We start from the raw sequence: 20,050 nt of genomic DNA, 5'->3' as shown, positions 1-20,050 counted from the left end.
TAGGCGCAACGGATTACAGCAGGATGACGGCCGCATGACACATTCGCATGGGGCGGCGGTCCGGGAAGCCCTGCCCCGGATGCCGCCCCCGGATGAAAAGGTCAGACCGTGACGTCGAGCAGAACGTCGGCGAGCATTCCCCGACGGCCGTCGGTCCGGCCGAACTCGCTCTGGGCGACCGCGTTGCCGCCGGCCAGGCGCTGATCGACCGGGATCGCGAGGTCGAGGCGGATCTCGGTGATGCCCTCGTCCCGCAGGCGCGTCATGGCACCGTCGCCGCGCAGCAGGATCAGCGAATTGAACACGGCATCGCGGTGATCGATGACGCTGTTGCCGTCCTGGTCGAACCGGGCCAGTTCGGCGAACCCGCCGGCGGCGCCGTTCTGCTCTCCGAACAGTTCGCGCCCGTCGTCGATCCTGCCGTTGCCGTTGCGGTCGAGCGCCAGGAAAGCGTCCTTCCCCGCCACCCAGGCGGTCCGGTCGCGGGTGCCGTCGCCGTCGATGTCGAACAGGATGCCGGACTCCGCCGTGGTCAGGTCGATGCCGTTGCCGTCCATGTCCAGCACCAGCGGATCGATCTGCCGGCTGCCGCCACCACCGCCACCGCCACCGGCCTCGGCGCCGCCGCCCGGAAGCCCGACGGCCAGGGCGGCGCCCGTCGTCATGCTGGCGTCCAGGCGGACCATCTCGACGGAAGCCTCTATGTTGCCGGTCTCGCTGGTGATCTTCAGGCTGACCGACTGGAAGACCAGCGAGATGTTGGCCGAGGCCTGTCCCGGCTCGGGCGAACGCGCGGCCAGCGGGCCGCGGGCGGTCGCCTCCCGCGCCTTGCCGGCGACCGCTTCGGCAGCCTTGAGGCTTTCCTCCTCCGAGCGGCCGAACATGCGGAGGACCTTGACCAGGTCTTCGCGCACCTTTTCCAGCACGGCGTCGAGCGGCCGCTCGGGTTCGCGCGGGCGCCCGACGGTCAGCGGGGTCCGCGCGAGGCGGGAGTTCTCGCTGACGACTTGGCTGAGCCGCATCGCCGTCGCGGAAAGCTCGACCTTGACGCTCCCGGCGTTCGGGGCGCCGACGTTCGTGGGGCCGGCGTTCAGGGCGCCGGCGTTCGCGGGGGGCCTGGGGGCCGCGTCCGGTGCGGCATCCCGGCGCGGCGGCGCTTCGGACTTCGCTGCGACCCGGGGCTGGCCCGGCGCGGGATCGGGGCGCTTGACACCCGCGAGCAGAGTCGGGGCCAGGACTTCGAGTGTGCCAACCATCGGCTGCCTCTTTCTAAGGGCCAATAATGACGGGGGAGCGGGTACCTGCGCCTACTGCGCGGTTGGAAAAGCAACTCCGTGGGCTTATCTTTGTCCCATACGGCTTAACGATTGCTTAAGACGCTTGCCGCACCTGCCGGACGGCCGCCGGTATCGCCGGGCCTAGGGGCCGGGCGCAGGGCCGGAGCGGAAGTGGTGCAGCCGCAGGCTTGTTGACAGGCATTGCGCGCACTCTTATGTCAAGGCCGTGCCATGCCCGGGCCGATGCCGAGCGGGCGCCCTGGATCGTGCGCCAGCCGTTTCTTGCTCAAACCGTTCTTTGCTCTAACCCGAGGTCTCAATGTTCGGTGCTATTGCCCGTAAACTTTTCGGCACCGCGAATGATCGCACCGTAAAGGCGCTGCTGCGGCAGGTCGAGGTCATCAACGCCCTGGAGCCTGACGTGGCCGGCCTGTCGGACGACGAACTCCGGATGCGCACCGACTGGCTGCGCGAGCGCCTCGAAAAGGGCGAGACGCTGGACGACATCCTGCCCGACGCCTTCGCCACCGTGCGCGAGGCGGCCAAGCGCGTGCTGGGGCAACGCCATTTCGACGTCCAGCTGATGGGCGGCATCGTCCTGCACCAGGGCAAGATCGCGGAGATGCGGACCGGCGAAGGCAAGACGCTGGTCGCGACCCTTCCGGTCTATCTCAACGCGATCGCGGGCAAGGGCGTCCACGTCGTCACCGTCAACGACTACCTGGCCCGGCGCGACAGCGGCTGGATGGGCAAGGTCTACGGCTTCCTGGGGCTTTCGGTCGGCTGCATCGTCCACGGGCTGGACGATTTCGAGCGCAAGATGGCCTACCAGGCCGACATCACCTACGGCACCAACAACGAGTTCGGCTTCGATTACCTGCGCGACAACATGAAGTTCCGGCTGGAGGACATGGTCCAGCGGCCGTTCAACTTCGCGATCGTCGACGAGGTCGACAGCATCCTGATCGACGAGGCGCGCACGCCGCTGATCATCTCCGGCCCGTCGACCGACAGCTCCGAGCTTTACATCGCGGTCAACCGGGTGATCCCCCACCTGACCCCGGAGGATTACGAGAAGGACGAGAAGGTCCGCGCCGTCAGCCTGACCGAGGTCGGCACCGAGAAGGTCGAGCAGATCCTTCGCGACATGGGGCTTCTGACGGAGGGCAACCTCTACGACATACAGAACGTCAGCCTGGTCCATCACGCCAACCAGGGGCTGCGGGCGCATACCCTGTTCCAGCGCGACAAGGACTACATCGTCAAGGATGACAAGGTCATCATCATCGACGAGTTCACCGGCCGCATGATGGAGGGCCGGCGCTATTCGGAGGGCCTGCACCAGGCGCTCGAGGCCAAGGAAGGCGTGACGATCCAGCGCGAGAACCAGACGCTGGCCTCGATCACCTTCCAGAACTATTTCCGCCTGTATCCGCGCCTGTCCGGAATGACCGGCACCGCCATGACCGAGGCCAACGAGTTCGCCGAGATCTACGGCCTGGAAGTGGTCGAGATGCCGACCAACGTCGCTGTCCAGCGGAAGGATTTCGACGACGAGGTCTACCGCACCGGCCGCGAGAAGTTCGACGCCATCGCGATCCTGGTCGAGGAGTGCCGGACGCGCAAGCAGCCGATCCTGGTCGGCACCGTGTCGATCGAGAAGTCGGAAATGCTGTCCGACCTGCTCAAGAAGAAGAACGTCCCCCACGCGGTGCTGAACGCCCGTTACCACGAGCAGGAAGCCCAGATCATCGCCCAGGCCGGCCGGCCCGGGGCCGTGACGATCGCCACCAACATGGCGGGCCGCGGCACCGACATCCAGCTCGGCGGCAACCTGGAAATGCGCCTGGCGGCCGAGCTGGCCGACATCCAGGACCCGGCCGAGCGCGAGAGCCGCGCGGCCGCGATCCAGGCGGAGATCGCGCGCGACAAGGAGATCGTGAAGGAGGCCGGCGGCCTGTTCGTGATCGGTACCGAGCGGCACGAGAGCCGGCGCATCGACAACCAGCTGCGCGGCCGGTCGGGCCGCCAGGGCGACCCCGGCGCCTCCAAGTTCTTCCTCAGCCTGGACGACGACCTGATGCGGATCTTCGGGTCCGAGCGGATGGACGGCATGCTCCAGCGCCTGGGCCTGAAGGAGGGCGAGGCGATCGTCCACAGCTGGATCAACAAGGCCCTGGAGAAGGCCCAGCAGAAGGTCGAGGCGCACAACTTCGAGATCCGCAAGAACCTGCTCAAGTACGACAACGTGATGAACGACCAGCGCAAGGTCGTCTACGAGCAGCGCCGCGAGATCATGGACGCGCCGGAGATCGGCGGCACCATCGAGGACATGCGCCACGAGGTGATCGAGGAGATGGTCAAGAAGGCCATCCCGGCGAACGCCTATGCCGAGCAGTGGAACATCGACGGCCTGCACGAGGAGATCCGCCGAGTCCTGAACCTGGACCTGCCGGTCCATGAATGGGCCAAGGAGGAGGGCATCGCCGAGGCGGAGATCGAGGACCGGGTGCGCCGCGCCTCCGACGAGAAGATGGCCCAGAAGGCGGCCAACTACGGCCCCGAACTGATGCGGGCGGCCGAGAAGAGCCTGCTGCTGCAACTGCTCGACCAGGCCTGGAAGGACCACCTGCTCCACCTGGACCATCTGCGCCAGGGCATCAACCTGCGGGCCTACGCCCAGCGCGACCCGCTGAACGAGTACAAGCGCGAAGCCTTCGAGCTGTTCGAGGGGATGCTGTCCCACCTGCGCGAGACGGTCACCACCGTGCTCTCGTACGTCGAGATGAGGATGAACCACCCCGAGGACATGGAGCCGCCGCCGTTCGAAGGCGTCGAAACACGCCAGGACCCGGCGCTGGCCGCCGCCGGCGCCGTTCCGGCCGACGCGGCGCTGCCGGACGGGATGGTAAGGCGCGTGGCGCCCGCCTCGGTCGGCTCCGAAGCCGAGATCGATCCGCGTACGCCGCGCAACGCCGTGTGCCCCTGCGGGTCCGGCAAGAAGTACAAGCACTGCCACGGGCGCGTCGCCTGAACAGCCGGGTAAACCCGGGGCGTCCGGAACACGGCGCCCCGGGATTAGACATACAGTCTAAAATGTAACTGAAGCCCCCTGCGACGATTTTCCAAAAACTTGACATGGATCAACGTCGCACCGGCCGGTGCGCCGCACAATCTCCGCCATAAGTCATATGCACCCAAGCGGAGGTCAGGTTCATGCGCGCGTTTTTCCCGTGTGTTTCCGGAGTTTCCCGTCAACCCGAAGACGTGATCGGCAAGTTCCTCGCCCACCGGATCGGCAACTCCCGCGTCACGAACCAGCCGATCACGCTACGCTCCGCCTTGGAATCCTGCGGGCGCGAGCCCGTTTCGACCGCCCGCCGGCTGATGACCCTGCCCGGCGAAGCGGCCGTCCAGGATCTCTCGGACATGCTGAAGAAGTTCCGCATCGACGGCGTACGCTGTCCGGAACCCGAGAAGTACGCCAGGCAGGCGTTGAAGCGGGCCGGCGTCGAATTCACCCTGCCCGCCATGGCGGGCGATTACGGCCACTGCGCCACCGCCCTGCTGGGAATCGCCGCCCTGGGCGTGCTGCTGGCGTTCCCCACGCTGATGCTCTGAGCCGTCGTACGGCGGGAACACCCGGCCTCTCCTCCTGTTGAAGTGCAATACTCAATTGGAACGGAGAGAGCCACAATGGCTACCAGCACCCAGAATTCAGACGACATCAAGAAGCTCTGGGGGATGATCAAGGACATCCGCTTCACGATGATGACCACCATCGATGATGACGGCACCCTCCGCAGCCGTCCGATGGTCGCCCAGCAATCCGAGTTCGATGGCGATCTCTGGTTCTTTACCGGTGCCGATTCCCACAAGGTCGACGAAGTCAACCAGCACCACGAAGTCAACCTGAGCTACGCCGATCCCGACGACCAGAACTATGTCTCGCTCTCCGGCACGGCCCAACTCGTCCGGGACAGGCGGAAGATTGAGGAACTTTGGAGCGAGCCCCTCGCCACCTGGTTCCCGAAGGGCAAGGACGATCCGAACATCGCCCTGATCCGCGTCCACGTGACGAAAGCCGAGTACTGGGACAGCCCGTCCAGCACGATGGTCCATGCCTATGGCTATGTGAAGGCCAAGCTGACCGGCGAGCCGCCCCATCCCGGCGAGAACAAGAAGATCAACATGTAGGCGAGAGCCTGGAAACCGGGATCAGGTTAGCCGCTGTCCGGCACGGTAGTTGCCAGCCCCTCGAAGTGACAAGCAGGGACAGCAATGCTCCCTTTTCATCATGCCCGGACTTGATCCAGGTATGTCCGGCCACGGAGGCGTGGATCAAGTCCGCAAGAGATGACCGGGTCAAGCCCGGTCATGACGATAAGAGGTTGAGAGCTCCGCCGGAATTACCGTGCCGGACAGCCGCGGGTCAGCTCCGGACGATCCTGGCTTCAGCGGCGGGCGGGTTGCGCAGCGTCTGATAGATCACGCAATATCGCTCCGTCAGCTTGAGCAGACTGGCGAGTTGCTCGTCCCCGGCGTCGGTATCCAGGTCGAAAGTCAGGCGGATGCTGCGGAAGCCCACCGGCGCCTCCTTCGAAACGCCCAGGGTGCCCCGCATGTCGAGATCGCCTTCCGCCCGCACCGTACCGCCGCGCAGGTCGATGTTCAGCGCCGTGGCGACCGCCCGCAGGGTCACGCCGGCGCAGGCGACCAGCGCCTCCAGCAGCATGTCGCCCGAGCAGGCCGCAATGCCGTCGCCGCCGGCGGCGGGATGAAGACCGGCCTCGACCAGCGCCCGGCCGGTGTCCACCTTGCAAGACACGCCCTCGGCCCCGACGGTGCCTTCGGCCTTAAGGGTGATGACGGCGCTGTCCGGCGCATCGCGGTACCGCTGCTTCAAGGGTGCCTGAACGGCCTTGAGGGTTTCGGCATCCATGGGATTATTCCTCCGGTTCGTTCTTGATGATTACGCCTGGGGGTTCCGCTCACCCCAGCGCCCGGTAGAGTGCGTATCCGACGATAGCGACGTTCACGTTGAGCGTCATGATCATTCCCGGCGCCCGCAGATAGGGGTGGATCAGGTACGCGACCCAGAACAACAGGCGGGACACGCAGAACAGTCCGGTCATGACGCCGGCGAAGCGGACATCCGCGGGATCGGCGAGCGCCGCCGCGGAGAGCATCGCCGGCACGAAGACCGCGGTCTGCTCGACCGTATTGGACAGCGCCCGCTGGGCGCGCCGCTGGAACCGGCTTTCCGGATCGTTCAGGGGATCGAACGCGGCGGTGGCGAACCGGGCCAGGGCCACCGCGAGAACCATGAGCACCAGCGGGAGCGCCGGCCAGACCAGAAGGCCGGCGGCAACGGCCAGCCGGTCGGCCGCGGAGTCGTTGCCGGCCATGGGTTCGGGCCAGAACAGCGCGAGGCCGCCCCAGGCCAGAGCCGTCCCGAAGACGACCCCGGCGACCGAGATCAGGTGGCGGCGATCGAGCACCAGCCCGGGCATCGCGTCAGGACAGGCCCTTCTGGCCCATTTCGAGGAACTTGTCGCGCCGCTTCAGGCGCAGGGTGCCGCCTTCCAGGCCACGCAGTTCGTCCAGGCAGTCCTCGATGGCATTGCCGACGGCGGTCATGACCTCGTCCCGGTCACGGTGCGCACCGCCGATCGGCTCGGCGATCACGCGGTCGATCACGCCGAGATCCTTCAGGTCCTGGGCGGTCAGCCTGAGCGCCGCCGCGGCTTCCGCCGCCGCCGTGTTGGTCCGCCACAGGATCGAGGCGCAACCTTCCGGCGAAATGACCGAATAGATCGCGTGCTCCAGCATCATGACCCGGTCGGCGGCGGCCAGCGCGATGGCCCCGCCGGAGCCGCCCTCGCCGATCACCGTGGCGACCATGGGCACCTTGAGGCTCAGGCAGGTATCGATCGACTTGGCGATCGCCTCGGCCTGGCCGCGCTCCTCGGCGCCGACGCCGGGATAGGCGCCGGCGGTATCGACCAGGGTGATGACCGGCAGCTTGAAGCGGTCGGCAAGCTCCATCAGGCGAATCGCCTTGCGGTAGCCTTCCGGCTTCGCCATCCCGAAATTGTGCTTCACGCGGCTTTCGGTGTCATGGCCCTTTTCCTGGCCGATGACCATGACGGAACGGCCCCGGAACCGCCCGATGCCGCCGATGATGGCGCAGTCCTCCGCGAAACCCCGGTCGCCGGCGAGCGGCGTGAAGTCCTGGACCAGACCGTCGATATAGTCCATGCAGTGCGGCCGGTTGGGATGGCGCGCCACCTGGACCTTCTGCGCCGGCGCAAGCTTGCCATAGGTCTGGCGCAGCAGCTTGTCGACCTTGGCCTGCAGCTTGGAGACTTCCTCGGCGATATTGATGTCGCCGGTATCGGTCAGGTGCCGCAGCTCCTCGATCTTGCCTTCGAGTTCCGCGATCGGCTTTTCAAATTCAAGAAACGTCTGCATGAAGGGATTTCACGGCGGGCTGGGAAAATGACCGGGTTCCCTACCACACGCCCTAAAGGCTAGCCAGCGCTAATAGGACGCAGAACGGTTAGTTCGCTATGAACGGGTTGAGAACCGCAGTGCATGCGTCCCCTTGTCACGGGATTGAACATACAGGCTGAAGCCAATTGTATCGTGGAGTTGCCGCCTGTCACCGCATGACCCTGGCGTCGAGCAAGCACAAGCCATGGGTGCCTCTCTTGGCCGTTCCGTATCTTTCCGCCCTGAACAGGCGATCAACATGGAAACGGATGGTTATGTGATCTCCGCTCTCAAGTCCAGGCGGAAGCGGGAAGGTCAACTTGGCAGACGGATTCCGGACATCGAAAGTCTTTATTACCTGTTCGCCACCATCAACTGCAATATTCGCCGTTTGGCTTGACTTGGCTTCCGTGAAGCCGCGGAGATCAAGCACGACCTGCCGAAAATCCCCACCCTGAGGAATTCTTAGCACCAGCACGGCATCCTTTCGCGCCATGCAAACCTGATCGAGTTCGATCGGTCGCCACCCCGAATAGAGTTGCGGTGTGAGTAGCCGCCATACAGGATCATTCCAGGCCATCTCCCGCGCCACCTTATCCAGTTGAATTTCGTTCAGGTCGGTGTCTTTCACCCTTCCGATCTTCTTGAAGTCTTCGGGAAGCGCTCCCTGGAAGGCAAAGACGGCGCTTGTGTACGACATGAGGCCGTAAGGTCCGCTGCAACGATGACGAGCATGAAACAGTAGATGCCAGCTCGACGGGGCAATGCAGTGCGAAACCCGACCAAGACGCTCCATGCGGACAATAAGCGGGACGACATCCGGCCATCCGAACGTGCCACCCCTGCCTATGAATATCGGGATCATCCCATCACCGGCAGATCCCCGGCCGGCGCAATCGCCATGGCCGACAGGGTGGCAACGGACTTGGTCAGTTTCCCCGGTCGGCGGGTGTGTCGAGGTGATGTGAGGGCTTCCCATGATGAGGGTGGACATGGTTGTCTAAGCCATGTCCGTAGCGCCGCTTCCAGACTTGGACGCCCTGTCTCTCGCCGAGCTGAAGAAGCTGGTGGTCGAGCTGCTGGTTCGCGTATCGACATTGGAAGAGGAGAACCAGCAGCTGCGGGCAGAGAACGCCCAGCTGAAGGATCTACCGAAGAAACCGAAGCTGGCACCGGGCGGCATGGACAAGGCGACAGAGCCGGACAGGCGGGCCAGGACCAAGGAGGCGCGCCGGCAGCGGCGCAACCGGCAGAGTGGCCGGCGCACCCCGCCGGTGACCACGGAGCGCACCCTTGTCATCGAGGCCCCGGCGGGCTCGCGCCGGCGCGGCTTCGAGCCCTTCACCGTGCAGGATCTGATCCTGGCGCCGCAGGTCATCCGCTTCCGCCGCGAGCGCTGGGTGACACCGGACGGCCAGGAGATCATCGCACCGCTGCCGCCCGAGGTGCGCGGCCACTTTGGCCCCGGGATCGTGCGCTTCGTGCTGATGCAGCACGTCCAGGGGCAGGTGACGGTGGAGCGCCTGCGCGCCCAGCTGAGAGGCCTGGGCGTGCGCATTTCCAAGGGTCAGATTATCACCCTCCTGACGGCCAACAAGGATGCTTTCCATGCCGAGAAGGACGCCATCCTGGAGGCCGGGCTGGCAACTGCCGCCTGGGTGACGGTCGATGATACCGGCGCCCGCCACGCTGGGGCCAACGAGTACACGACGCACATTGGCAATGACCGCTTCGCCTGGTTCGCTACCCGGCCGTCGAAGAGCCGACTGAACTTCCTCGACCTACTCCGTGCCGGCCATCCCGACTACGTGATCAATGCCACGGCGCTGGCCTACCTGGTCGAACACGGCGTGCCGGAAAGCATCGTCGCCGCTCTGCTCGCCGCCGGACCCCGGAGCTTTGCCGACGATGCGGCGTGGCAGGCCCAGCTGGACAGCTTCGGCTTCGGCGCCGGTCATCGTCGGCGGGTCACCGAGGCGGCCATGGTCGGAGCCATCGTCGCCCGCGGCCTGCTGACCGACACCGTGATCATCTCCGATGATGCCGGTCAGTTCGACGTTTTCCAGCACGCCTTGTGCTGGATCCACGCCGAGCGCCATCTCCGCCGGATCGTCTGCGTGACCAACGAGCAGCAGCGCCAGGTCGCGCTGCAGCGCCAGCTGGTCTGGTGGTTCTACGCCGATCTCAAACTCTACAAGGACGACCCGAACGCCATCCGCCGAACGGCGTTGAGGCGGCGCTTCGATCGGATCTTCACCCGGGTCACCGGCTTTGCCGAACTCGATGAGGCCGTCGCCCGGACCCTTGCCAACAAGGACGAGCTGCTGCTTGTCCTCGACCGGCCAGATATCCCGCTGCACACCAACGGCTCGGAGAACGACGTCCGCAGCTTCGTCACCAAACGCAGGATCTCCGGCGAGACCCGCTCCGCGGCCGGCAAGCAGGCGCGGGACACCTTCCTCAGTTTACTGAAAACCTGCTCCAAGCTCGCCATCTCGTTCTGGGACTACCTCGGGGCTCGGCTAAATATCCCGGACGCCGACCGCGTGCCCTGACTCCCCGATCTCATCCGCCAAAACGCCTCAGCGTAGTCCACAGCAAACCGCCGTGGCCGCTATCCGCCGACGAAACTGACCAAGTCCGGTGGCATCGATCTGCGAGGTGAGTTCCGCGGGCTCGCTGTGCTTCAGCGGCAACGCCGAATATGCCACCCACAGGAGTGCGAGAGCGCTGCAGGGCAGGGAAGAGGCCTCGCCCGGCTTCATCTACGACCATCACGCGAAGGAACGCCAGGCCCGTGACAAGCGAGGGAATGACCGAATACCACCATCCGAGATAATGGTAGTTGAGGTTGTCGATGATGAAGACGGCATAGAGAAAAAGCAAAAAAGTCGCGGCGCTTGTCACGATGGTCGTGGCTTTGAGACTTGCCGGCTTCAAGTCTTTGCAATCATCGGCACTTCCCCGCCAGCGCAAAAACTCAGCCGGCAGAACCAGGACCAACCAGCCGACCAAACGCCAATTCCAAAATTGAAAAACATAGGAGATCGCACCGAGGGGAGAGTTAATGCGCAAGCCGCTCGAAGAGAACAGTTACTGCGACAGCCAGCCAATCAGATTGCCACGGGATTCCACCAATATAGGCAGGATAAGCGGTGTGCTGAGCAACAGCCCGACTGCGATGTATGAGCGAACAGACAGGAGGTAGTCAAAAGCGATGCTTGGCGTCAAAGGCCCACGGCGCTTGATCCAGAGAAAGATTGCGATAGCCGTGAAGATCGGGAAGAGAAAAATAAAACTGGCATGCCCATGCAGAAGCACTAAAGAAGATGGAATCAGAAGGACGATGGAATATGCATTTCCTGCCATGATCGAAACCAGCAAGGAAAAAACCGCCATCGAGGGAAACACTATGAAATAAGGAGGCCAAGTGGAGCTAAGAAGATCTATAGTTTCCCAAGTGTTTTCGGACACCCCTTCGACGCTGCCGCTCATGGCGACCAAAGAGGCAACGGCTAAAGCCATCACGAGCGCCGCGGCAGAGGCAGACCCCGTTACGCTCTTAAGGGCCGAAAAGGATATGTAGGAAAATAATGCGTTCAAGAACACAATGGAAAACACATGGCTGGCGACAGGTGATCCGACCAGTGCCAGCATATCGTACAGAACAACCTCGCCAGTGGCCATAACGTAGAAGAAGAAAGGACCAGGATGGTAAAACTCCATTCTGCTGTAGTTTCCTGAAAATAGCTCGAAGCTCTTAGCCTTTATGACAAGCAATTCATTTGACGCGATATCGCCGGTAGAGTAAATTAAGTCATTGACGAAACTCGGATTGAATGCCGCCGTTATCGCCCATGCGAACAAGCACACTACTGTGGAAAAAATTATACTCAGAGCGACATCTTTTATCATTGGAATCGACTTCGCGGCCATATTTATTTTCATGATTTCTCCATCATGCGCCCATCGGGGCAAGCACTTCCCGAGTTTGCAGGGTAATGGGGCGACTTTGCTGGCAGACGGTGAAGTCCGAAGACGCATGCAAGCCGAGTCGGGATTACGAATTCCTTGCCGGTAAATAATAGGTTATTGCCAGATCCTGAAGTATCAAAGCAATCACTCGATTGTGCCGTTCCGCAACAAATACACCATATGAAAATCCGCCAGAAGAAAAAAGCCAAGCATCGTCGCGACGGCCCCATTGCTTGACCCGAGGTTGTTTGGCGACACAACCTGAACTTTAATCTGCACGGCGTTCATTGGGATGGATGGCCACAGCGCCGCCCGCAGGAAAGCCTTGCGGCGGGAGCACCTGGGAGGTGCGCCCCGGCCGCAAGGATCGTCCGCCAGTCGCGCCGCAGTCAGATGCCGGCGATCTGCTCGGCCTTCTTGACCATCACTTCCGCCTGGCGGATCGACGCGATGTCGATCAGGCGGCCGTCCAGGGCCACGGCGCCGCGGCCTTCCTTCTGGGCCTGCTCCATCGCTTCCAGGATGCGCTTGGCCTTGGTGATCTCGGCCTCGGACGGGCTGAACACCTCGTTCGCCAAGGGGATCTGGGAGGGGTGGATGGCCCACTTGCCCTCGCAGCCCAGGACGGCGGCGCGCCGGCCCTGGGCCTTGTAGCCGTCGGCGTCGGAGAAGTCGCCGAACGGGCCGTCGACCGGACGCAGGCCGGCGGCGCGGGCCGCGACCACCATGCGCGCCGTGGCGTAGTGCCACATGTCGCCCCAGTGATAATCGCGCGGCTTGTCGCCGTCCTTGTCGGTCAGCACGCCGTAGGACGGGTTGGGCCCGCCGATGCCGGTGGTCTGCGCCTTGGTCGAGGCGGCATAGTCGGCGACGCCGAAATGCAGGCTCTCGTTGCGCCTGGAGGCGGTCGCGATCTCGTCGATGTTCGCCATGCCCAGTGCGGTCTCGATGATCAGCTCGAAGCCGATCCGCTTCTTGCGGCCCTTGGCGGCCTCGATCTGGGTGACCAGCATGTCGACCGCGTAGACGTCGGCGGCGGTACCGACCTTGGGGATCATGATCAGGTCGAGCCGGTCGCCGCACTGTTCCAGCACTTCGACCACGTCGCGGTACATGTAATGGGTGTCGAGGCCGTTGATGCGGACCGACAGGGTCTTGTCGCCCCAGTCGATGTCGTTGATCGCCTCGACGATATTCTTGCGCGCCTGCGGCTTGTCGTCCGGCGCCACCGCATCCTCCAGGTCCAGGAAGACGACGTCGGCGGCCGACTTGGCGGCCTTCTCGAACAGCTTCGGGCTGCTCCCGGGAACCGCCAGTTCGCTGCGGTTGAGCCGGGCCGGAGCCTGTTCGACGATCTTGAAGCTCATTGCTGTTCCCCCATCACAGTGTCGCCGCGGGGTCGGGCGACCGGGTCGCCGCGCCGTCGCGGTATTGGTTCCGCCTTCCACGATACGGAAAGCGGCAGGTATGGCATGCGGTACGGAACGTGTCGATATTCCGCCGGGCACGCAGCCGATGGATACTACGTTTCTTCGCACCCGCACCATAATGGCGGAAAGTACCATGCCAAGCGATTTCGACGACATGTTCGCTGCGCGCGTCGCGCCGTACCTGATGCCGCTGGAGGAGGCCCGGCGCCACCAGGCTATCCGCCTGCGGCGGCGCGCCCTGGCGTTCGGCGGCCTGTGCCTTGCCTGGCTGGGAACCGCCCTGTGGGTCGGCCACGTGGTGCTCTGGTCCGCCGCCCCGGTCCTCGCCGCCGTCGGCCTGTTCATCGGGCTTCAGGTCCGCTCCGCGCCCGGCCGCGATTATGACGAGGCGTTGCGGACCATCGTCCTGCCGCCGCTGTGCGAGGCGGCGGGCGGCTGGCGGCACGAGCGGGCCGGCGGGCGCGACGTGTTTTCCCGGGACGGGGTCCGGGTCGAGCCTTCCTGGGCGCTGTTCGCCCTGCCCGACTGGTCCACGCCGATACTCCCGGTCGCCAGGGCCGACGCCGACCGGCTGCTCGGGATGCTTGCCACCGCCCCGGCGCCTGCCTACGCTGCCACCGGCAGAGAAACAGCAACAGAACCGGAAGCGCAGGTGACTCCGTGACCTCCAAGGCGCCAGGCGGCAAGGCGACATGCGGCGAATCGGCGATCCGCCTGCTCGAATCCTACGGCATCGACACGGTGTTCGGCATACCGGGGGTCCACACGCTGGAGCTCTACCGGGGGCTGCCCAACAGCCGCATCCGCCATGTCACGCCGCGGCACGAACAGGGCGCCGGATTCATGGCCGACGGCTATGCCCGGGCGTCGGGCCGCCCGGCCGCCTGCCTGCTGACGACGGGCCCCGGCCTGACCAATGCAGCCACGCCGATCGCGCAGGCCTATTCGGACAGCGTTCCCATGCTGGTGCTGAGCAGCGTCAACGACCGGCGCGACCTGGGCATGGGCCGCGGGCGGCTGCATGAGCTTCGGAGCCAGCAGGCGGCGATGGCCCCGCTCTGCGCCTTCAGCCATACCGTGATGGACGCGGCCGAATTGCCGGAGGTGATGGCGCGCGCCTTCGGCGTGTTCCAGTCCGCCCGCCCCCGCCCGGTCCATATCGAGATTCCGCTGGATGTGCTCGCCTCTCCGGCCGACTTCGGCACGGATGCCCGCGCCGTCATCGGCCGCCCCGCCGCGTGCGATGCCGCCCTGGTCCGGGCCGCCGACCTGATCGCCATGGCGGAGCGCCCCGCGATGATCGTCGGCGGGGGTGCTCGCGACTGCCCCAAGGCGGTCCGCCAGTTCGCGGAGGGCGTCGGCGCGGCGGTCCTGCTGACCGGCGCCGCCAAGGGCGTCCTGCCGGACGGTCATCCCTCAACCTCGGCTCGTCCTGCGACCACCCGGCCCTGGTATCGTTCATCGAGCGCGCCGACGTGGTGGTGGTCGCCGGATCGGAACTGGCGGAGACCGACTTCTGGAGCGGCGTGCCGAAGTTCGGCGGGACGCTGATCCGCATCGACATCGACCCGGCCGCCCTGACCCGCGACTCATCCCCGGACGTCGCCCTGCTGGGCGACGCCGGTTCCATCCTGTGCGACCTGGTGGATCGCCTGGCGACGCCGAACCCGGCCCGGCAGCACGGAGCGGTCAGGACGGCGCGTGACGCCGCGACCGCCGACCTGCCGCCGCTGCGGCAACGGCATCGGGAGGTCCTGGCAGCGATCCGCGCGGGCCTGCCGGCCGACGGGATCGTCATGTCCGACATGACCCAGATCGCCTATGCCGGCAACAGCCTGTGGCCGACCGACCAGCCGCGCACATGGCACCATCCCCACGGCTACGGCACCCTGGGCTTCGCCCTGCCGGCCTCCATCGGGGCCAAGCTGGCCATGCCGGACCGCGACACCGTCTGCCTGATCGGGGACGGCGGGCTGATGTTCACGGTGCAGGACCTGATGACGGCGGTCGAACTGGACATGCCGCTGGCGGTCGTGATGTGGAACAACGACGGCTACGGCCAGATCCGCGACGGCATGATCCAGCGCGGCATCCCGGAGATCGGCGTCACGCTGAAGAACCCCGACCACCACATGTTGGCGAAGGCGATGGGCTGCCACAGCCTCCGCGCGGATGATCCGGCGATGCTGGCGGCAGCCCTGAAAGACGCCTTCACGCGGCGGGGTCCGACCCTGATCGAGGTGCGGCAGGACCGGTTCGCCGTCTGAGCTCCGGCGTTACTCCGCCGGCGCCCGGTGCCCGACCCCGGGAGCCTGCGGCGCCCTGCCCTTGCGGGCCTCCTCCTCCAGCCAGAGGCTGTGGTGCTCCCGCGCCCAGTTGACGTCCACCTGGCCGCTGCCCATGGCGTCGAACGCGCCTTCCATGCCGACCGAGCCGATATAGATGTGGCCGATGATGCCGGCGATCAGCAGCACGGACAGGACCGCATGGACCAGATGGGCGAGCTGCATGCCGGCGACGTCGGTCACGTAGAACGGGAACAGCAGCACGTACCCGCTGGCCGCCACGATGCCGCCGCCCGCCACGACCATCCAGAAGATCACCTTCTGCCCGGCGTTGAACTTCTTCGCCGCCGGGTGCTTGCCCTTGGCGAACAGGCCGCCGGCCGCCTTGACCCAGGCCAGGTCGGTGCGGTCGGGGATGTTGTGGCGGACCCAGACCAGCAGCATCAGCACGATGCCGAGCACGAAGGGGAAGCTGAGGAAGTTATGCGCCAGCTTGCCGTAGATCGTCAGGGTGGTGAACGCCTCCGGTCCCAGCAGCGGGATCAGGATGTAGCGGCCGAACACGAGGTTGAGCCCGGTCAGCGCCAGCACCATGAAGCTGACGGCGGTGATCCAGTGGGCGAACCGCTCCAGCCCGTTGAACCGCTGCACCCGGAACCGGGACGGGCCGGCATCGATCCGGATCTTGCCCCGGATCATGTAGAAGATCGCCAGCGCGGCGATGCTCCCGATCAGCAGCACCGCCGCGACGGTCTTCAGCGTGCCCTGGCGGAACTCGCGCCAGTCGCGGCCTTCCGGCTGGATCAGCGTGGCCGATTTCTGGTCAGGGATGCTGACGCGCCCCTGGAAGCCGCCCTGGAGCTGTTGGAACAGCAACTGCTCGTTGCTGATGTCCGGACCGGTCAGCGCGTTCGGCCCCGGCGGGATCGGCGTCGCGCCGGTCGTGGACTGGGCGCCCGCCCCGACCGCCGGAACCAGCAGAAGGAGCGTCAGCGCGGCGAGGCGCAAGGCGCGCCCGAACCCTTGATTCATGGACATGATCATTCCTCCAGCCGGTCCTAGGCGCTCGCCTTGTCCTTGTACGCGGTCGACCAGCCCCAGGCCCCGGAGCCGTAACCGCGCCGGACGACGCGTTCCTTGTAGATGTCGGCGATGATGTCGCCGTCGCCGGCCAGCAGCGCCTTGGTCGAGCACATCTCGGCGCAGAGCGGGAGCTTGCCCTCGGCGAGGCGGTTGGAGCCGTATTTCCGGTACTCCGCCGGGGTGATGTCGTCCTCCGGGCCGCCGGCGCAGAAGGTGCACTTGTCCATCTTGCCGCGGCTGCCGAAATTGCCGACCTGCGGGTACTGGGGCGCGCCGAACGGACAGGCGTAGAAGCAGTAGCCGCAGCCGATGCACAGGTCCTTGGAGTGCAGGACCACGCCCTCGGCGGTCTTGTAGAAGCAGTCCACCGGGCACACCGCCATGCAGGGCGCGTCGGTGCAGTGCATGCAGGCCATGGAGATCGACCGCTCGCCCGGCTTGCCGTCGTTGAGGGTGACGACGCGCCGGCGGTTGATGCCCCAGGGCACCTCGTGCTCGTTCTTGCAGGCCGTGACGCAGGCGTTGCATTCGATGCAGCGTTCGGCGTCGCACAGGAACTTCATTCTTGCCATTGCCTTGATCCCCGCCTTACGCCGCAACAATCCGACACAGGGTGCACTTGGTCTCCTGCATGTAGGTGACCGGGTCGTACCCGTAGGTCGTCAACGCATTCACCGAGTGGCCGAGCACGATCGGGTCGGTGCCCGGCGGATAGGCCCCGCGCTGGCTCTCGCCGTCCCAGAAGCCCGCGAAGTGGAAGGGCATGAAGGCGACGCCCGGGCCGACTCGGTCGGTGACCAGCGCCTTGACCTTGGCCTTGCCGTTGCCTTCCGGGCCGTGGACCCAGACCATGCCGCCGTCCTTGACGCCCAGGCGCGCCGCGTCCTGGGTGTTGACCTCGACGAACATCTCCTGCTGAAGCTCGGCCAGCCACTTGTTGGACCGGGTCTCCTCGCCGCCGCCCTCGTACTCGACCAAGCGGCCGGAGGTCAGGATGATCGGGAAGTCCTTGGTGACGTCGCGGGCCTGCACCGTCTTGCCCAGGTGGGCCAGGCGGAAGTCGCGGCGGTCGTCCAGGGTCGGGTATTTCTCGACCAGGTCGCGCCGGGACGTGTAGATCGGCTCGCGGTGGACCGGAACGGGGTCCGGCAGGTTCCAGGCGACCGCCCGGGCCTTGGCGTTGCCGAACGGCGAGCAGCCGTGCTGCAGCGCCACCCGGATGATGCCGCAGGACAGGTCGGTCGCCCAGCTCACGCCGTCGGGGTTGGCGCCGCCGATCTTCTCGATCGTCGCCCGCTCCGCCTCGGTCAGGTCGGCGTCCCAGCCCAGCTTCCTCAGCATCCCGTAGGTGAACTCGGGATAGCCGTCCTCGATCTCCGACCCCTTGGACCAGGAGCCCTCGGCCAGCAGGGTGGCGCCGTCCTTCTCCACCCCGAAGCGGGCGCGGAAGGTGCCGCCGCCCTCCAGCACGTGCTTGGAGGTGTCGTACAGGACGTGGGTGCCGGGATGCTTCATCTCCGGCGTGCCCCAGCAGGGCCAGGGCAGGCCGTAATATTCGCCGGCGCACGGGCCGGTGGAGGCTTTCAGCGTGGTCCGGTCGAAGTCGGCCTGGTGCTCCATGTGGAGCTTCAGGCGCTCCGGCGACTGGCCGGAATAGCCGGTGGAGAGCGAGCCGTAGTTGATCTCCCGCAGGATGTCCTCGGGATCGGGCACGCCGTCGACGACCTTGATGCGCTTGAACATCTCCGCCGCGAAGCCCAGCCGGTCGGCCAGCGCGTACATCACGTCGTAGTCGTTCTTCGATTCGAAGATCGGATCGACGACCCGGTCGCCCCACTGGACCGAGCGGTTGGACGCGGTGCGCGAGCCCTCGGCCTCGAACTGGGTGCAGATCGGCAGCAGGTATGTCCCGTCCTTGCGGCCGCTGACGGAGGCGAAGGTGGTCGGATGCGGGTCGGCGACGACCAGCAGGTCCAGCGCCTCCAGCCCCTTCCGCATCTCCGGCATGCGGGTCACGGTGTTGCCGCCGTGGCCGAACACCATCATGGCCTTGACGGGTGCGGGCTGCTCGATCTCGTCCGGCTTCGCCATGACGGCGTCGAACCAGCGGGTGGTCGGGATGCCCTTCGTCTCCATGAACTTCTGGGAGACGAAGCGGCCCTTGACCCACTCGTAATCGACGCCCCAGACCCGGCACCAATGCTTCCAGGCGCCCTCGGTCAGGCCGTAATAGGCCGGCAGGGAGGTGACGTCGAGGCCGAAGTCGGTGGCGCCCTGCACGTTGCAGTGGCCGCGAAAGATGTTGGCCCCGCCGCCCTCGACGCCGATGTTGCCCAGCGCCAGCTGGAGGATACTGAGCGCCCGGACGTTGGCGGTACCGACGGTGTGCTGGGTGACGCCCATGCACCAGATCAGCGTGGACGGCCGGTTTTTCGCCATGATCTCGGCGACCTTGCGGACCTGCGCGCCGGGCACGCCGGTGACCCGCTCGACCTCCGCCGGGTCCCACTTCGCGACTTCGGCGCGGATCTTGTCCATGCCGAACACGCGCTTGGCGATGTAGTCCTTGTCTTCCCAGCCGTTCTCGAAGATGTGCCAGAGCATGCCCCAGACCAGCGGGATGTCCGTGCCGGGGCGCAGGCGCACGTATTCGGTCGCGTGGGCGGCCGTGCGGGTGAAGCGGGGATCGACCACGATCATGTGGGCCCGGTTGATCTCCTTCCCGCGCAGCACGTGCTGCAAGGACACGGGATGGGCCTCGGCCGGGTTGCCGCCGATGATCAGGATCGCCTTGGCGTTATGGATGTCGTTGTAGCTGTTGGTCATGGCGCCGTAGCCCCACGTGTTCGCGACGCCGGCGACCGTGGTGCTGTGGCAAATGCGCGCCTGGTGGTCCACCGTGTTGGTGCCCCAGAACGCGGCCATCTTGCGGAACAGGTAGGCGCCCTCGTTGGAGAACTTGGCCGAGCCCAGCCAGAACACCGATTCCGGCCCCGCCTTCTCCCGGATCTCCAGCAGCTTGGCCCCGATCTCGTCGATCGCCTGGGTCCAGGAGAGGCGCTTCCACTCCCCGTTCTCCAGCTTCATCGGGTATTTCAGGCGGCGGTCGCCGTGGACCAGCTCGCGCACCGAGGCGCCCTTGGCGCAGTGGGTGCCGTTGTTGATGGGGCTGTCCCAGGCCGGCTCCTGGCCGACCCAGACGCCGTTCTGCACCTCGGCGGTGACGGTGCAGCCGACCGAGCAGTGGGTGCAGATGCTCCTCTTGCGGACGATCTCGACGCCCGGCGTGGTCGGGCCGGCCTCGGCCTTGCGGACCGTGCCGAACGACAGGGCGCCGGCCGCGGCGAGCCCGCCAGCCGCCAGGCCGGAGCGCTTGAGGAAGGTGCGGCGATCGACCGGCGCCTGCGCCAGAGCGCCCGCGGCTGCCGAAAGCAGGCCGGACCGGCGCGTTCCGGCCGACTGCGGACCCGGCGCCCTTGCTGAACCTCTCTTGACCAACATGGCG

18 protein-coding genes are annotated in these 20,050 nt (G+C 65.8%); 7 read left to right on the top strand and 11 right to left on the bottom strand.

What is annotated here, in order from left to right; all coding sequences use genetic code 11:
- Positions 1-101: 101 nt before the first annotated feature.
- Positions 102-1,256, bottom strand: coding sequence for a hypothetical protein (locus DPR14_RS02975; RefSeq protein WP_158043848.1), 1,155 nt, complete (start codon positions 1,254-1,256; stop codon positions 102-104).
- A 340-nt stretch (positions 1,257-1,596) separates the two neighbouring features.
- Between DPR14_RS02975 and secA the strand changes: the two genes are divergently transcribed.
- From secA to DPR14_RS02960, 3 genes are all read left to right on the top strand, one after another.
- Positions 1,597-4,311, top strand: a complete 2,715-nt coding sequence (secA, locus tag DPR14_RS02970; RefSeq protein ID WP_158043847.1) for a preprotein translocase subunit SecA — start codon at positions 1,597-1,599, stop codon at positions 4,309-4,311.
- Between the two features lie 182 nt (positions 4,312-4,493).
- Positions 4,494-4,898 (top strand): hypothetical protein, encoded by a 405-nt coding sequence (locus tag DPR14_RS02965; protein ID WP_158043846.1) that lies wholly within the window; start codon positions 4,494-4,496, stop codon positions 4,896-4,898.
- A gap of 75 nt (positions 4,899-4,973) precedes the next feature.
- The gene (locus tag DPR14_RS02960) at positions 4,974-5,474 is read left to right on the top strand and encodes a pyridoxamine 5'-phosphate oxidase family protein (RefSeq protein WP_158043845.1); all 501 of its coding nucleotides are present in this window, start codon (positions 4,974-4,976) and stop codon (positions 5,472-5,474) included.
- Between the two features lie 235 nt (positions 5,475-5,709).
- Here the strand turns inward: DPR14_RS02960 and DPR14_RS02955 are convergent, their stop codons facing one another.
- From DPR14_RS02955 to DPR14_RS02940, 4 genes are all read right to left on the bottom strand, one after another.
- On the bottom strand, positions 5,710-6,219 hold the full coding sequence (locus DPR14_RS02955) for an OsmC family protein (RefSeq protein WP_158043844.1): 510 nt from the start codon (positions 6,217-6,219) through the stop codon (positions 5,710-5,712).
- A 49-nt stretch (positions 6,220-6,268) separates the two neighbouring features.
- Positions 6,269-6,790 (bottom strand): MAPEG family protein, encoded by a 522-nt coding sequence (locus DPR14_RS02950; RefSeq protein ID WP_158043843.1) that lies wholly within the window; start codon positions 6,788-6,790, stop codon positions 6,269-6,271.
- 4 nt (positions 6,791-6,794) lie between these two features.
- The gene (locus DPR14_RS02945; RefSeq protein ID WP_158043842.1) at positions 6,795-7,751 is read right to left on the bottom strand and encodes an acetyl-CoA carboxylase carboxyltransferase subunit alpha; all 957 of its coding nucleotides are present in this window, start codon (positions 7,749-7,751) and stop codon (positions 6,795-6,797) included.
- Between the two features lie 190 nt (positions 7,752-7,941).
- Positions 7,942-8,766 carry a hypothetical protein gene (locus DPR14_RS02940; protein ID WP_158043841.1) on the bottom strand — a complete coding sequence of 275 codons (825 nt, stop codon included), beginning with the start codon at positions 8,764-8,766 and terminating at the stop codon, positions 7,942-7,944.
- A gap of 13 nt (positions 8,767-8,779) precedes the next feature.
- Between DPR14_RS02940 and DPR14_RS02935 the strand changes: the two genes are divergently transcribed.
- The gene (locus DPR14_RS02935) at positions 8,780-10,327 is read left to right on the top strand and encodes an IS66 family transposase (RefSeq protein WP_158043840.1); all 1,548 of its coding nucleotides are present in this window, start codon (positions 8,780-8,782) and stop codon (positions 10,325-10,327) included.
- A gap of 10 nt (positions 10,328-10,337) precedes the next feature.
- On the opposite strand, the gene DPR14_RS02930 is transcribed toward DPR14_RS02935, so the two are convergent.
- From DPR14_RS02930 to DPR14_RS02920, 3 genes are all read right to left on the bottom strand, one after another.
- Positions 10,338-10,847, bottom strand: coding sequence for a hypothetical protein (locus DPR14_RS02930; protein ID WP_158043839.1), 510 nt, complete (start codon positions 10,845-10,847; stop codon positions 10,338-10,340).
- A gap of 18 nt (positions 10,848-10,865) precedes the next feature.
- Positions 10,866-11,720: a hypothetical protein gene (locus DPR14_RS02925; RefSeq protein ID WP_158043838.1), complete on the bottom strand. Its 855-nt coding sequence runs from the start codon at positions 11,718-11,720 to the stop codon at positions 10,866-10,868.
- A 416-nt stretch (positions 11,721-12,136) separates the two neighbouring features.
- On the bottom strand, positions 12,137-13,114 hold the full coding sequence (locus tag DPR14_RS02920; RefSeq protein WP_158043837.1) for an HpcH/HpaI aldolase/citrate lyase family protein: 978 nt from the start codon (positions 13,112-13,114) through the stop codon (positions 12,137-12,139).
- Positions 13,115-13,310: 196 nt separating this feature from the next.
- On the opposite strand from DPR14_RS02920, the gene DPR14_RS02915 reads away from it, so the two are divergent.
- From DPR14_RS02915 to DPR14_RS28605, 3 genes are read left to right on the top strand one after another with little or no spacing between them, the layout of a single operon-like run.
- Complete coding sequence (locus DPR14_RS02915) at positions 13,311-13,841, top strand: hypothetical protein (RefSeq protein ID WP_158043836.1); 531 nt, start codon at positions 13,311-13,313, stop codon at positions 13,839-13,841.
- Positions 13,838-14,728 (top strand): thiamine pyrophosphate-binding protein, encoded by an 891-nt coding sequence (locus tag DPR14_RS27670; RefSeq protein WP_211103901.1) that lies wholly within the window; start codon positions 13,838-13,840, stop codon positions 14,726-14,728. The genes DPR14_RS02915 and DPR14_RS27670 overlap by 4 nt, the downstream gene beginning before the upstream one ends.
- Positions 14,653-15,444, top strand: a complete 792-nt coding sequence (locus tag DPR14_RS28605; RefSeq protein ID WP_211103900.1) for a thiamine pyrophosphate-dependent enzyme — start codon at positions 14,653-14,655, stop codon at positions 15,442-15,444. The genes DPR14_RS27670 and DPR14_RS28605 overlap by 76 nt, the downstream gene beginning before the upstream one ends.
- A gap of 9 nt (positions 15,445-15,453) precedes the next feature.
- On the opposite strand, the gene DPR14_RS02905 is transcribed toward DPR14_RS28605, so the two are convergent.
- From DPR14_RS02905 to DPR14_RS02895, 3 genes are read right to left on the bottom strand one after another with little or no spacing between them, the layout of a single operon-like run.
- Positions 15,454-16,500, bottom strand: a complete 1,047-nt coding sequence (locus DPR14_RS02905; RefSeq protein WP_246148773.1) for a formate dehydrogenase subunit gamma — start codon at positions 16,498-16,500, stop codon at positions 15,454-15,456.
- A gap of 20 nt (positions 16,501-16,520) precedes the next feature.
- Entirely contained in the window at positions 16,521-17,117 is a 597-nt protein-coding gene (gene fdh3B, locus DPR14_RS02900; protein ID WP_158043834.1) for a formate dehydrogenase FDH3 subunit beta, read from the bottom strand.
- A 16-nt stretch (positions 17,118-17,133) separates the two neighbouring features.
- Positions 17,134-20,046 (bottom strand): formate dehydrogenase subunit alpha, encoded by a 2,913-nt coding sequence (locus tag DPR14_RS02895; RefSeq protein ID WP_158043833.1) that lies wholly within the window; start codon positions 20,044-20,046, stop codon positions 17,134-17,136.
- Between the last annotated feature and the right edge of the window lie 4 nt (positions 20,047-20,050).

The organism is Skermanella pratensis, from assembly GCF_008843145.1.
Lineage (GTDB): Bacteria > Pseudomonadota > Alphaproteobacteria > Azospirillales > Azospirillaceae > Skermanella > Skermanella pratensis.
This window is presented reverse-complemented; position numbering and strand designations above follow the sequence as displayed.

What these genes read in the sequence shown, in the direction of transcription:
- DPR14_RS02975 (WP_158043848.1), bottom strand. Translation starts at nt 1,256, where the DNA reads ATGGTTGGCACACTCGAAGTCCTGGCCCCGACTCTGCTCGCGGGTGTC.
- secA (WP_158043847.1), top strand. Translation starts at nt 1,597, where the DNA reads ATGTTCGGTGCTATTGCCCGTAAACTTTTCGGCACCGCGAATGATCGC.
- DPR14_RS02965 (WP_158043846.1), top strand. Translation starts at nt 4,494, where the DNA reads ATGCGCGCGTTTTTCCCGTGTGTTTCCGGAGTTTCCCGTCAACCCGAA.
- DPR14_RS02960 (WP_158043845.1), top strand. Translation starts at nt 4,974, where the DNA reads ATGGCTACCAGCACCCAGAATTCAGACGACATCAAGAAGCTCTGGGGG.
- DPR14_RS02955 (WP_158043844.1), bottom strand. Translation starts at nt 6,219, where the DNA reads ATGGATGCCGAAACCCTCAAGGCCGTTCAGGCACCCTTGAAGCAGCGG.
- DPR14_RS02950 (WP_158043843.1), bottom strand. Translation starts at nt 6,790, where the DNA reads ATGCCCGGGCTGGTGCTCGATCGCCGCCACCTGATCTCGGTCGCCGGG.
- DPR14_RS02945 (WP_158043842.1), bottom strand. Translation starts at nt 7,751, where the DNA reads ATGCAGACGTTTCTTGAATTTGAAAAGCCGATCGCGGAACTCGAAGGC.
- DPR14_RS02940 (WP_158043841.1), bottom strand. Translation starts at nt 8,766, where the DNA reads ATGTCCACCCTCATCATGGGAAGCCCTCACATCACCTCGACACACCCG.
- DPR14_RS02935 (WP_158043840.1), top strand. Translation starts at nt 8,780, where the DNA reads ATGTCCGTAGCGCCGCTTCCAGACTTGGACGCCCTGTCTCTCGCCGAG.
- DPR14_RS02925 (WP_158043838.1), bottom strand. Translation starts at nt 11,720, where the DNA reads ATGAAAATAAATATGGCCGCGAAGTCGATTCCAATGATAAAAGATGTC.
- DPR14_RS02920 (WP_158043837.1), bottom strand. Translation starts at nt 13,114, where the DNA reads ATGAGCTTCAAGATCGTCGAACAGGCTCCGGCCCGGCTCAACCGCAGC.
- DPR14_RS02915 (WP_158043836.1), top strand. Translation starts at nt 13,311, where the DNA reads ATGCCAAGCGATTTCGACGACATGTTCGCTGCGCGCGTCGCGCCGTAC.
- DPR14_RS02905 (WP_246148773.1), bottom strand. Translation starts at nt 16,500, where the DNA reads ATGTCCATGAATCAAGGGTTCGGGCGCGCCTTGCGCCTCGCCGCGCTG.
- fdh3B (WP_158043834.1), bottom strand. Translation starts at nt 17,117, where the DNA reads ATGGCAAGAATGAAGTTCCTGTGCGACGCCGAACGCTGCATCGAATGC.
- DPR14_RS02895 (WP_158043833.1), bottom strand. Translation starts at nt 20,046, where the DNA reads ATGTTGGTCAAGAGAGGTTCAGCAAGGGCGCCGGGTCCGCAGTCGGCC.